This is a genomic window from Rhizobacter sp. P5_C2 (assembly GCF_054049715.1).
The window spans coordinates 1-12,358 of record NZ_JBFULV010000044.1 but is presented as its reverse complement, the minus strand read 5'-3'; the positions used below and the strand labels follow the sequence as shown (position 1 = coordinate 12,358).

Genomic DNA, 12,358 nt, shown 5'->3' with positions numbered 1-12,358 from the left:
TTTGTCACCCGGGCGACGAGAAGCCGCGCGGATTCCCGCTCTGCCACCGCCACGCATCCACGCACATCGCGTCGATGTCGCGCGTCGCCGACCACCCGAGCAGCTCGCGCGCCTTCGACGGATCCGCATAGCAGGCCGCCACATCCCCCGGCCGGCGCGGCACGATGCGGTACGGAACCGCCTTGCCGCTGGCCCGCTCGAAGGCCTTCACCACCTCCAGTACGCTGTAGCCGCGCCCCGTCCCGAGGTTGACCGTCAGCGACTTCTGCTGCGCGAGCAAGTAGCCCAACGCCGCCACGTGCCCGTCGGCCAGGTCCATCACGTGGATGTAGTCGCGCACGCCGGTGCCGTCGAGCGTGTCGTAGTCGTCGCCGAACACCTGCAGGAACTCGCGCTGGCCGACTGCCACCTGCGCCACGTACGGCATCAGGTTGTTCGGCACGCCGCGCGGGTCTTCGCCGATGCGCCCGCTCGGGTGTGCGCCCACCGGGTTGAAGTAGCGCAGGAAGGCGATCTGCCAGGCCGCGTCGCAGCGCGCCAGCTCGCGCAACAGCTCCTCGCCGAGCAGCTTGGTGGTGCCATAGGGGTTGGTGGCCGACAGCGCCGAATCCTCGGTGATCGGCAGCCGCTCGGGCTGGCCGTAGACGGTGGCCGACGAGCTGAACACCAGCCGCTTGCAACCGTGGTCCTGCATCACCTGCGCCACGTTGATCAGCCCGCCCAGGTTGTTGCGGTAGTACTCCAGCGGCTTCTGCGCCGATTCGCCGACCGCCTTGTGCGCCGCGAAATGCACCACCGCGTCGATCCGATGCTGGCGGAACACCGCATCCATCGCCGCGCGCTCGCAGACATCGGCCTCGATGAAGACTGGCGTGCGGCCGCCCAGTTCGGCCAGCCGGTCCAGCACGATGCGCGAGCTGTTCGCGAAATTGTCGACGCCGACCACGTCGAAGCCGGCGGCCTGCAGCGCAAGCCAGGTGTGGGAGGCGATGTAGCCGGTGGCACCGGTCAGCAGGATCGTGGGCATGGGATCGTTCGTTCTGCGCAGGGCGACGGATCATAGGTTGCAGGGGCCGCGGCGAGAGCCCCCGGGATGAAGGGCAGCGCCCCGCCACCTACAATCCCCGCCCATGCTGAATGCCTTCTTCGCGTCGCTAGGCGCCGGTGCGCTGGAGCGCATCACCCTGTTGCTCAACCACGTGATCGCGTCCGAGACCATCGCGACCGATCGCCTCAAGCCGCATGCCGGCCGCAGCGTGCAGCTCACGCTCAGCGGCTGGCCGTCGATGCTGCCGGCGCCCCCGCAGATCGCGTTCCGCGTGACGCCGGCCGGGCTGCTCGAATGGTGCGGCGAGGAACCGCCCGCCAATCCGGACCTGCGCCTGACGCTCGACGCCTCGAACCCGGCGCGGCTGGCCGCCCAGTGGTTCAGCGGCGTGCGCCCGAAGGTCGGCATCGAGGGCGATTCGGCCTTCGCCGCCGACGTCAGCTGGCTGATCGACAACTTGCGCTGGGACCTGCAGGACGACCTGGCCAAGATCATCGGCCCGGCCCCCGCGCATGAGCTGTCGCGCTTCGCGGCGATGGTGGCCGGCGGCCTGCGCGAGGCCGTGCACGTGCTGCAGGGCCTCGTGAACCGCAACGGGGGCGGCACCCCCCGATGAGGCACCTGCTTCGCCTGCTGTTCATCGGCTTCATCGTCCTGCGCTACGGGCTCGACGAACTCGCACTCTCGGGCTTCCGCCAGCGCTGGGTGCGGCTGCTGGTGCGCGTGATGACGCTCGGCCGCCGGCTGCATGCGCCGCGCGGCGTGCGGCTGCGCGAGGCGCTGGAGCGGCTCGGGCCGATCTTCGTCAAGTTCGGCCAGGTGCTGTCGACCCGGCGCGACCTGCTGCCCGATGACCTGGCCGACGAGCTGGCCCGGCTGCAGGACAACGTGCCGCCGTTCCCGGCCGTGCTGGCGCGCCAGCTGGTCGAGCGGGCCTACGGCCGGCCGATCGAGGACATCTTCGCGAGCTTCGAGGCCGAGCCGGTGGCCAGCGCGTCGATCGCGCAGGTGCACTTCGCGACGCTGAAGAGCGGCCGCCAGGTCGCGGTGAAGGTGCTGCGCCCCGGCATGCTCGCGGTGATCGAGGACGACCTGACGCTGCTGCGCAGCATCGCGCGCTGGATCGAGCGCCTGTCGTCGGACGGCAAGCGGCTGAAGCCGCGCGAGGTGGTGGCCGAATTCGACAACTACCTGCACGACGAGCTCGACCTGGTGCGCGAGGCCGCCAACGCCGCGCAGCTGCGCCGCAACATGCAGGGCCTGAACCTGGTGCTGGTGCCCGAGATGGTGTGGGACCTGTGCACCACCAGCGTGATCGTGATGGAGCGCATGTACGGCGTGCCGATCAGCCAGTCGCAACGGCTGCGCGATGCCGGCGTCGACATCCCGAAGCTCGCGCGCGACGGCGTGACCATCTTCTTCACGCAGGTGTTCCGCGACGGCTTCTTCCATGCCGACATGCACCCCGGCAACATCCAGGTGAGCCTCGACCCGAAGACCTTCGGGCACTACATCGCGCTCGATTTCGGCATCGTCGGCACGCTGACCGAGTTCGACAAGGACTACCTTGCGCAGAACTTCATCGCGTTCTTCCGCCGCGACTACAAGCGCGTCGCCGAGCTGCACGTGGAGTCGGGCTGGGTGCCGTCGACCACGCGGGTGGACGAACTCGAAGGCGCGATCCGCGCGGTCTGCGAGCCGCACTTCGACCGGCCTCTGAAGGACATCTCGCTGGGCCAGGTGCTGCTGCGGCTGTTCCAGACCTCGCGCCGCTTCAACGTGGAGATCCAGCCGCAGCTGGTGCTGCTGCAGAAGACGCTGCTGAACGTCGAGGGCCTGGGCCGCCAGCTCGACCCCGAACTCGACCTGTGGAACACCGCCAAGCCCTTCCTCGAGCGCTGGATGAACCAGCAGGTCGGCTGGCGCGGGCTGCTGCAGAACCTGAAGAAAGAGGCGCCGCGCTACGTGCAGCTGCTGCCCGAGCTGCCGCGCCTGCTGCACCACGCGCTGCAGCAGCCGCGCGGCACCGAGCCGCGCCTGCTCGAGGCAGTGCTCGCCGAGCAGCGGCGCACCAACCGGCTGCTGCGGGCGATCATCTACGGGGCGGTGGGGTTCGTGCTCGGCCTGGTCGCGACGCAGGTGATGACGCACTGGCGGTAACCCGGGTCCCGGATGGCATCCGGGCCCGGCACTTGCATGGATAATCTCGCCCGCCTCCAACCCCGCGCCGCGCGCCCAGGTCGATGAACACCACCCTGATTTCCTTCGTCGTGCTGTATCTGCTGGGAACCCTGGGCCTGGGCGTCTGGGCCGGCACGCGCATCAAGACCACCCGCGATTTCGCGATCGCCGGCCGCAGCCTGCCGCTGATCATGGTGGTCACCACCACCTTCGCCACCTGGTTCGGCGCCGAAACCGTGATGGGCATCCCGGCCAAGTTCGTGCAGAGCGGCCTGGGCGCCATCGTCGAAGACCCGTTCGGCGCCGGCACCTGCCTGGTCCTGGTCGGCCTGTTCTTCGCCACCAAGCTCTACAAGCAGAACCTGCTGACCATCGGCGACTTCTATCGCAAGCGCTACGGCAAGGGCGTCGAAGTGTTCTGCTCGCTGGCCATCATCCTGAGCTACCTCGGCTGGGTGGCGGCGCAGATCACCGCGCTGGGCGTGGTCTTCTCGGTGCTCACCAACGGCGCCATGTCCGAAAACGCCGGCATGATCGTCGGCACGCTCGCGGTGCTGGTCTACGTGGTGGTGGGCGGCTTCCTGGCGGTGGCCTGGACCGATTTCATCCAGATGATCGTGCTGGTGATCGGCCTGAGCGTCATCGCGGTGTTCGCGAGCGACCTGGCCGGCGGCACCGACAAGGTGTTCGCGCTCGCCCAGCAGAAGGAACTGTGGCACTTCCTGCCGGCCCCCAGCTTCACCGAGATCGCGATGTTCGTCGGGGCGGGCCTCACGATGATGCTGGGCAGCATTCCGCAGCAGGACGTGTTCCAGCGCGTGATGTCGGCCCGCAGCGCCGAGACCGCCCGCAACGGCGCGGTGATCGGCGGCGTGAGCTACATCCTGTTCGCTTTCGTGCCGATGTTCATCGTCGCGTGCGCCGTCATCGTGATGGGCGAGAACGCGCTGGACCTCGCGAAGAACGACTACCAGCGGCTGCTGCCGGTGTTCGTGCTGACCAAGATGCCGCTGCTGATGCAGATCCTGTTCTTCGGCGCGCTGCTGTCGGCCATCAAGAGCACGTCGTCGGCCACGCTGCTGGCGCCCAGCACCAGCTTCGTCGAGAACATCCTGAAGAACCTGCGTCCCGGCATGAAAGACCGCGAGCAGCTGTTCGCGATGCGCTGCACCATCGTCGTGTTCGCCGCGCTGGTGCTGGGCTACGCGATCGCGATGAAGGGCACGCCCATCTACGACCTGGTCTCAGCGGCCTACCAGATCACGCTGGTCGGCGCCTTCGTGCCGCTGGTGATGGGGCTGTACTGGAAGCGCTCGACGACGCAGGGCGCCATCGTGTCGCTCGGCGCCGGCATCGCGGTGTGGCTGGTGTTCTTTCCGCAGATCTCCAGCTGGGGCGAGCACTTTCCGGGGCAGCTGGCCGGCCTGATCGCCGCGTTTGCGGGCATGATCGTGGGTTCGCTGGCACCCCAGGTGCTGCAGAACCGGAGCGAGCCGCGCCACCACATGGCGGGCTCGAACGGCTGAGCGCCGGGGTCTGCAACCGCGGGCCCCGAGGGCAAAGCCGGGGCCACCTATAATTTCGTGTTTTGAATCAAAGGCTTAGCCATGCCTATCTACGCCTACCGGTGTGCGGCCTGCGGCCACGCCAAGGACGTCCTGCAAAAGATCTCCGACCCCGTGCTCACCGTGTGCCCGAACTGCGGGGCCGAGGCCTTCCAGAAACAGGTCACCGCCGCCGGCTTCCAGCTGAAGGGCTCGGGCTGGTACGTCACCGACTTCCGCAACGGATCGAACCCGCCGGCCAGCGGCGGCGCCGCGGCGTCGGGCGATGGGGCCAAGGCCGACGCACCCAAGAACGGTGGCGACGGCGCCGGGGCGTCGACCGACAAACCGGCCGCCGCACCTTCCGCCAGCCCGGCTGCAGCGCCGGCACCTGCTGCCTCTGCGCCGCCCCCCAGCGCCGGCACCAAGGGCGGCAGCACGCCGCCCAGCCAGTGAGCCCCCAAGGACACCCGTGAAGAAATACCTGATCGCCGGCCTGCTGGTCTGGTTGCCGCTGGCCGTGACCATCTGGGTGCTGCACTCGGTGCTGGGCCTGCTCGACGACGTGTTCGGCAGCCTGGTCTCGGCCTCGCAGGCGGTGCTGCCCGAGGCCGCGCGCCAGCCGCTGACCGACCTGCGCAACATCCCGGGCCTGGGCATCGTGCTGCTGATCGCCGGGCTGCTGCTCACCGGCATGTTCGCCGCGAACATGTTCGGCCAGTGGTGGCTGACGCAGGCGCACCGGCTGCTCAACCACATCCCGATCGTCAAGTCGATCTACAGCTCGGTGAAGCAGGTGTCGGACACGCTGTTCTCGAGCAGCGGCAATGCCTTTCGCGAAGCCGTGCTGGTGCAGTACCCGCGCACCGGGTCGTGGACCATCGCGTTCGTCACCGGCCGCCCCGGCGGCGAGGCGGCCACGCACCTGAGCGGCGACTACCTCAGCGTCTACGTGCCGACGACGCCGAACCCGACCTCGGGCTTCTTTTTGATGGTGCCGCGCGCCGACGTGGTGGTGCTCGCGATGAGCGTCGACGAAGCGCTGAAATACGTGATCTCGATGGGCGTGGTGGCGCCGCCGATGCCCACGCCGCCGCTGGTGATGTCACAAGGGACGACGCAAGGGACGCCGCCGGACGAGCCGCGAAATCAGACCGGTTGAGCGCCTGGCAGCCGCTCAACCGGTGCGCACCCCGCGGGGCTTGCAAGCGCGCCCGCCAACGCCTACCACTTTGATGATGCCGACGCGCGCTGTGCGCAGCGCGCCGGCCACGATGACCGATTCCGGAGAAGACACATGAGAACAACGTATTGCGGCCTCGTCAGCGAGGCACTGATGGGCCAGACCGTCACCCTGATGGGCTGGGCCCACCGCCGCCGCGACCATGGCGGCGTGATCTTCATCGACCTGCGCGACCGCGAAGGCCTGGTGCAGCTGGTGTGCGACCCCGACCGCGCCGAGATGTTCAAGGCAGCCGAGGGCGTGCGCAACGAGTTCTGCCTGAAGATCGTCGGCAAGGTGCGCCCGCGCCCGGCCGGCACCGAGAACAGCAACCTCACCAGCGGCAAGATCGAGATCCTGTGCCATGAGCTCGAGGTGCTGAACCCGAGCGTCACGCCGCCGTTCCAGATCGACGACGACAACCTGTCGGAGACCACGCGCCTCACGCACCGCGTGCTCGACCTGCGCCGCCCGGCGATGCAGAAGAACCTGATCCTGCGCTACCGCGTGGCGATGGAGGTGCGCAAGTTCCTCGATGCCAACGGCTTCATCGACATCGAGACCCCGATGCTGACGAAGAGCACGCCCGAAGGCGCGCGCGACTACCTGGTGCCGAGCCGCGTCAACGAAGGCATGTTCTTCGCGCTGCCGCAGAGCCCGCAGCTCTTCAAGCAGCTGCTGATGGTGTCGGGCTTCGACCGCTACTACCAGATCACCAAGTGCTTCCGCGACGAAGACCTGCGTGCCGACCGCCAGCCGGAGTTCACGCAGATCGACATCGAGACGAGCTTCCTGACCGAGGAAGAGATCCGCGGCATGTTCGAGGGGATGATCCGCACGGTGTTCCGCACCACCATCGGCGTGGAGCTGCCGGTGTACCCGGTGATGACGTATGCCGACGCGATGTTCCGCTTCGGCTCCGACAAGCCCGACCTGCGCGTGAAGCTCGAGTTCACCGAACTCACCGAGCTGATGAAGGACGTCGACTTCAAGGTGTTCTCGGCGCCGGCCAACGCGCTCGACGGCCGCGTCGTGGCACTGCGCGTGCCGGGTGGCGGCGAGATGAGCCGCGGCGAGATCGACGCCTACACCGACTTTGTGAAGATCTACGGTGCCAAGGGCCTGGCCTGGATCAAGGTGAACGACGCCGGCAAGGGCCGCGAAGGCCTGCAGAGCCCGATCGTGAAGAACCTGCACGACGCGGCGATCACCGCGATCATCGCGCGCACCGGCGCGCGCAACGGCGACCTGATCTTCTTCGGTGCCGACCGGGCCAAGGTCGTCAACGACGCGATCGGCGGGCTGCGCGTGAAGATCGGCCTCAGCGAGTTCGGCAAGAAGAACGGCCTGTTCGAAGACAAGTGGGCACCGCTGTGGGTGGTCGATTTCCCGATGTTCGAGTACGACGACGACGGCGAGCGCTGGAACGCGGTGCACCACCCGTTCACCGCGCCGAAGGACGGCCATGAAAACTACATGGACACCGACCCGGGCAAGTGCATCGCCAAGGCCTACGACATGGTGCTCAACGGCTGGGAACTGGGCGGCGGCTCGATCCGTATCCACCGCGCCGAGGTGCAGAGCAAGGTCTTCAGCGCGCTGAAGATCGGGCCGGAAGAAGCGCAACTCAAGTTCGGCTTCCTGCTCGACGCGCTGCAGTACGGTGCCCCGCCGCACGGTGGCCTGGCCTTTGGGCTGGATCGCCTGGTGACGCTGATGACCAAGGCCGAATCGATCCGCGACGTGATCGCGTTCCCGAAGACGCAGCGCGCGCAGGATCTGCTGACCCATGCACCGAGCCCGGTGGATGAGAAGCAACTGCGGGAGCTGCACATCCGGCTGAGGAATCCGCAGGCGACGCAGGCGGGATGAGCAAAGGGTGCGGCCCCGGAGGGCCGCGCCGCTATTCCGGGCAACTTTCCCATCCGCTCCCGAAGCCGCTTTCGCCAGAGGTTTTTCGCGTCAGCGTGGTGGTGGGGCCGTCGCCCACGGCATTGGAGGCGTACACGGCCATGGAGTATTCCGTGTCGTAGGCGAGGCCCGTGAACGTGGTCTGTCCCGGTGTCGTCGTGCCGTAGGTCTTGACCAGGGCGCCACTGGCGTTGTTGACCAGGAGCTTCGCGACGTACCCTGTGACGGCGGCTGCGCCGTTGTAGGCCGGTGCAGAGAACTTGAGCACGATACGGTTTCTGCTGCAGACGTAGGCGCTGACCGACGTCACAACGCTTGGCTGAGTCTTCGCCGTCAACGCGACGCCACCAGCTGCAGCGCTGTCGCCGCCGACGTTGTGGGCCGTTGCCCAGCAGCTGTAGCTGACGTTGTTGGCCAGCCCGGCAAGGGTCGCCGGGCCCGCTGCCGTCAGCGTGACCGGCGTGACGCTGGCCTGGCCGGCGGCGGCGCAGCCGAGGTCATAGCGGCTGATGGCTCGGCCGCCGTTCGATGCCGGCGCCGTCACCGTGAGCTTCAGTTTGGCATTCGCTGCGGACGAATAGTCGCTTGCCGTCGCGTCGGTGACGAGCGCGGGCGGGCCGATCACGCTGACGGTGAGACCTGGTGCGTCGGGTAGCGTGTACGGGCTCAGCTGCAGCTCGGCCGACGGAGAACTTGCCGCTGAATGGCTGTTCTTCGCCGTGACGCTGCACCGGTAGGTCGCGCCGTTCGTGAGTGGCGACACGACGATCGGGCTCGCGCTGCCGCTGACGATCTTCTGGTCGACCGCGTTGGCGATGTTGGTGCAACTGGCGTTGTAGATCAGGCTGCTGCTTGTGTCGCCGGTGGACGAGGAAGCAGCGAAGGCGACTGTCACCGCCTGGTTTCCGACGGAGCTTCCGTTGCCTTCGCTCAGCACGGTGGGGGTGGTCGGTGCCGTGTACGGTGTGGCGCTGGCGTTGACGGAGGCCGAACTCCTGCTGTTGGTGGCGACGGCGGTGCAGGTGTAGCTGCTGCCGTTGGCGAGCCCGGTCAGCGAGACGATGAACGGGTCCGTGCCGGTGGCGACGGTGGCCGTGACGCCGGCGTTGGTGCTGGTGTTCTTGCAGGTCGCCGAGTAGGCCGTGTCGGCACCGTTGCCGGCCGGCTTGCCGAACTTGAAAGTCAGTGCGCCGTCGCCGATGACGGTGTTGCCGGCGGCATAGGTCGGTGCGGCAGGTTCCTTGTTCGGCGTGGCACTGGCGCTGGCAGACACCGAGCCCTTGCTGTTGGTGGCAGTGGCTGTGCAGGTGTAGCTGATGCCGTTGAGCAGGCCGGTGAGCGATGCGGAGAATGGGTTCGCCGCGAGGTTCAGGCCGCTTGGCGACACCGGAGTCTGTGTCGCAGTCTGCTTGCACGCCACCGCGTAGCTGACGTCGCTCAGGTTGGCGGCCGGCTTGCCGAACTTGAAAGTCAGTGCGCCATCGCCGATGACGGGGTCACTGAGCGTGAAGGTCGGTGCGATGGGCAGCGATGCGTTGGGGGTCGCAACGAGGCTGGCCGTGCTGCTTCCGGCACCGTTGGTGGCCATCAACGCGCAGCTGTAGCTGACGCCGTTGCTCAAGCCGACAACGATGATGGAGCGGCTGCCGGTGCTCTCGGCAAGGACGGACTTGCTCGTACCGTTGCTGTCGCTGCAACGGGCGGCATAGCCGGAGATGTCGCCGCCGCCGTTGCTCGCGGGCGCACTGAAGCTGAGCGTCACGCTGCCGTCGCCCGGCTGGGCGGCGAGCCCCTGGACGGGATCCGGAATGGTCAGCGGCCTGACGGGCAGCGCGTTCGAACTTTCGCTGCTTCCGACGGCGTTGGTGGCCGTGAGCGTGCACGCGTAGCGCGTGCCGTTCGTCAGTCCGTCGACCGTGATCGGCGAAGCCGTGCCCGAAGCGGGCAGAAGGTCGCAGCTCGCGTCGTAGCGGATGATCGGCGAGCCGTTGTCCGAGCGCGGCGTGAACCGCAGCACGGCGGACGCATTCGCGGGCTCTGCATACAACAACTCCGGCGCCTGCGGCACGGCGGGTCGCGGCGTGACGTCCAGGCTCAGCGACGGCAGGCTGTCGCCACTCGCGTTGCGTGCCGTGACGCCGCAGTCGTAGAGGCGACCATTGGACAGGCCGCTGACGGTGATCGGCGAACCCGCCCTCGTGGTGCTGAAGCTGGCCTTCGGCAGATCGCGTGTCGTGCAGGCGGCGGTGTACGAGAGGATGGACGCGTCCGGGGCATTCGGCGCGAAGTTCACGATCGCCAGCGCGTTGCCGGCAGTCACGCTGGCGAGCGAGGGTGCGGCAGGCACCGGATCGACGCTCGGGATCGGCGTGCCGGTCGACAGCACGGGCGTGACCTGCATCGCCGGCGTCGATGCCTGGCCGCTGCCGGCCGCGTTGCTGGCGGTGACGCTGCAGCTGTACGTGCTGTCGTTCGCCAGACCGGCGATGACCACCGTGCCTGCGGTGGCGGTATCGACGCTGGCTTCATGCAGTCCGGCCACGCACCGCACCTGATATGCCGTGATGGTCGCCCCGCCGTTCCACGAGGGTGCATCGAACGACACCGTGGCGGCGCCGCTGCCGGGCGTCGCCGAGATCCCGCGTGGTGCATCCGGCACCGTTCGCGGTGTGGCCGTCACGCCGGCAGACGCGTCGCTCGCGCCGGCGGCGGTGTTGGCCGTCACGCTGCAGGCATAGGGCATGCCGTTCTGCAATCCCGGGACGAACACCGGCGAAGCGCTGGACTCGGCGGTCACCACGACACCGGTCGCCGAACACGTCGCGCGGTAGGTAGCCAGCGGGGCCATGCCGGCAGGGGGCTCGAAGCTCACCGACAGGGCGCCGTCTGATGGTGCAGCGCCGAGGATGGTCGGCGTGTCGGGGCGGGTGGCTGGCGGTGCATCGGGTGCTGCCGGGATCACCTCGACCTGCACCGAAGCCGGGCTGTCGCCGACGCTGTTCGTTGCGACGACGCTGCATGCATAGCGCTGGCCGTTGCCCAACCCCGGGACGGTGATGGGGCTGGCCGTGCCGGTGCTGTAGGCGTTGAGTTCGGTTCCCTGGCAGGTGACGGTGTACGACGACACCGTAGCGACGGGCGCCGAGAAGCTGATGATGGCCGACGCATCGGCGGCCGTGGCCCGCACGTCGGTGGGTGCTGCGGGTACCTGCGAAACCGGGGCGGCCGCGGTGGGTGTCACCTGGACCGGCTGTGAGGTCGCGCTGGCGCCGCTGGCATCGGTGATGGCCACGGTGCACGAATAGGCGAGATCGTTGGTCAGGCCGGTGACCTGCATCTGTTCGGTGCCGGTCGCGTGCGACACCATGCTGACCGTCACCTGTGAGTTGTCAGCGCTGCAACTGACTTGGAAGAGCAGGTCGGTCCGCGGCACGGTGACGGTGAAACTCAGCGTCGCCGAGGCATCGCCCGGAATGGCCTGCAGGTTGAGCGGTGCGCTCAGGCTCGCATCACCGACAGCCCCGTCTGCACTGCCGTCGCCTCCGCAAGCCGCCAGCAGCATCAGGGGGAAGCCAAGCCATGGAGCAAGGGTGCGAGCTGGAGAAAGCGATGCTGTGGTCATGTCCGATCCCTGGGTTGCGGAGGGATGCGAGCTTGGCGGTCAAATATGGAGACTCTGTGCAGACGGCGGTGTGACAGCGTTGGCGATGCCCGATCGCGCGCAGGACCTGCTGACGCATGCGCCGAGCCCGGTGGATGAGAAGCAGCTGCGGGAGCTGCACATTCGCTTGAGGAATCCGCTGGCGACGCAGGCGGGATGAATGAAAAACACCGCCCGGGAGGGCGGTGTTTTGGATGGCGGGTCGTCGTTTGTCAGGTCGCAACCTGACCGTTCCAGCATGAGACGGCCTTTGGAGCCGTGTCAGCGGTAGGACCATTGCCAATGGCGTTGTGTGCCGATACCTTGACGGTCAGTTTGCCCGCACCACTGCCAATGTCAGTCCATTGCATTGAACCGGGCGCCGCGCCAGTGGTGTTCTGGGTCGTCTTCGAGGTTGTGCTGCCGGTGGCGCTTTGCACGAGGGTTACGGTGAAGTAGTCCACCGCGGCGCCTCCATCCGAACTCGGAAGACCCCAGGAAACGGTCCCATCGGAAATACCTCCTTGCGATCCGCTGCAGGTGACCGTCAAAGACACACTCGTCGGCGCGCCGGGAACGGTAGCCAGCGCCGGCAGCACCACTGGAGCCGACGCTTTGGTTGTTCCCTTGCCCGCCAGTGTGGACGTGATCCCGCACAGATAGGTGCTTCCGTTGGCAAGACCGGTGACCTTCAAGGGGGTGTGGCCACTGCTGCCCGTGCCGACCGTGGTGCCGGTATCGACGGTTGCGCAACTCGCCGTGTACAGCGTGCCGCTCGGGTTGACCGATGGCTCTGTGAAGCTCAGCGACAC

The 12,358-nt window shown here is 67.7% G+C and carries 9 protein-coding genes; 6 read left to right on the top strand and 3 right to left on the bottom strand.

The window, feature by feature from the left end; genetic code table 11:
• Positions 1-4 precede the first annotated feature (4 nt).
• Positions 5-1,027, bottom strand: a complete 1,023-nt coding sequence (gene galE / locus ACXJLU_RS17495) for a UDP-glucose 4-epimerase GalE (protein ID WP_457333076.1) — start codon at positions 1,025-1,027, stop codon at positions 5-7.
• A 103-nt stretch (positions 1,028-1,130) separates the two neighbouring features.
• Here galE and ACXJLU_RS17490 point away from each other — a divergent pair, with 103 nt between their 5' ends.
• The 6 genes from ACXJLU_RS17490 to aspS all read left to right on the top strand — a co-directional run bounded on the left by ACXJLU_RS17490 (position 1,131) and on the right by aspS (position 7,867).
• Complete coding sequence (locus ACXJLU_RS17490) at positions 1,131-1,664, top strand: hypothetical protein (protein ID WP_457333074.1); 534 nt, start codon at positions 1,131-1,133, stop codon at positions 1,662-1,664.
• Positions 1,661-3,208, top strand: a complete 1,548-nt coding sequence (gene ubiB / locus ACXJLU_RS17485; protein ID WP_073463721.1) for a ubiquinone biosynthesis regulatory protein kinase UbiB — start codon at positions 1,661-1,663, stop codon at positions 3,206-3,208. The genes ACXJLU_RS17490 and ubiB overlap by 4 nt, the downstream gene beginning before the upstream one ends.
• An 83-nt stretch (positions 3,209-3,291) precedes the next feature.
• Positions 3,292-4,755 (top strand): high affinity choline transporter 1, encoded by a 1,464-nt coding sequence (locus ACXJLU_RS17480; RefSeq protein WP_457333072.1) that lies wholly within the window; start codon positions 3,292-3,294, stop codon positions 4,753-4,755.
• A gap of 81 nt (positions 4,756-4,836) precedes the next feature.
• On the top strand, positions 4,837-5,229 hold the full coding sequence (locus tag ACXJLU_RS17475) for an FmdB family zinc ribbon protein (RefSeq protein ID WP_457333070.1): 393 nt from the start codon (positions 4,837-4,839) through the stop codon (positions 5,227-5,229).
• Positions 5,230-5,245: 16 nt separating this feature from the next.
• Entirely contained in the window at positions 5,246-5,935 is a 690-nt protein-coding gene (locus tag ACXJLU_RS17470) for a DUF502 domain-containing protein (RefSeq protein WP_457333068.1), read from the top strand.
• A 135-nt stretch (positions 5,936-6,070) separates the two neighbouring features.
• Positions 6,071-7,867 (top strand): aspartate--tRNA ligase, encoded by a 1,797-nt coding sequence (gene aspS / locus ACXJLU_RS17465; RefSeq protein WP_457333067.1) that lies wholly within the window; start codon positions 6,071-6,073, stop codon positions 7,865-7,867.
• 31 nt (positions 7,868-7,898) lie between these two features.
• Here the strand turns inward: aspS and ACXJLU_RS17460 are convergent, their stop codons facing one another.
• The gene (locus ACXJLU_RS17460; protein ID WP_457333065.1) at positions 7,899-11,468 is read right to left on the bottom strand and encodes a fibronectin type III domain-containing protein; all 3,570 of its coding nucleotides are present in this window, start codon (positions 11,466-11,468) and stop codon (positions 7,899-7,901) included.
• A 311-nt stretch (positions 11,469-11,779) separates the two neighbouring features.
• The coding region (locus ACXJLU_RS17455; protein ID WP_457333063.1) for a hypothetical protein at positions 11,780-12,358 on the bottom strand (579 nt) is incomplete at its 5' end.

What these genes read in the sequence shown, in the direction of transcription:
- galE (WP_457333076.1), bottom strand. Translation starts at nt 1,027, where the DNA reads ATGCCCACGATCCTGCTGACCGGTGCCACCGGCTACATCGCCTCCCAC.
- ACXJLU_RS17490 (WP_457333074.1), top strand. Translation starts at nt 1,131, where the DNA reads ATGCTGAATGCCTTCTTCGCGTCGCTAGGCGCCGGTGCGCTGGAGCGC.
- ubiB (WP_073463721.1), top strand. Translation starts at nt 1,661, where the DNA reads ATGAGGCACCTGCTTCGCCTGCTGTTCATCGGCTTCATCGTCCTGCGC.
- ACXJLU_RS17480 (WP_457333072.1), top strand. Translation starts at nt 3,292, where the DNA reads ATGAACACCACCCTGATTTCCTTCGTCGTGCTGTATCTGCTGGGAACC.
- ACXJLU_RS17475 (WP_457333070.1), top strand. Translation starts at nt 4,837, where the DNA reads ATGCCTATCTACGCCTACCGGTGTGCGGCCTGCGGCCACGCCAAGGAC.
- aspS (WP_457333067.1), top strand. Translation starts at nt 6,071, where the DNA reads ATGAGAACAACGTATTGCGGCCTCGTCAGCGAGGCACTGATGGGCCAG.
- ACXJLU_RS17460 (WP_457333065.1), bottom strand. Translation starts at nt 11,468, where the DNA reads ATGCTGCTGGCGGCTTGCGGAGGCGACGGCAGTGCAGACGGGGCTGTC.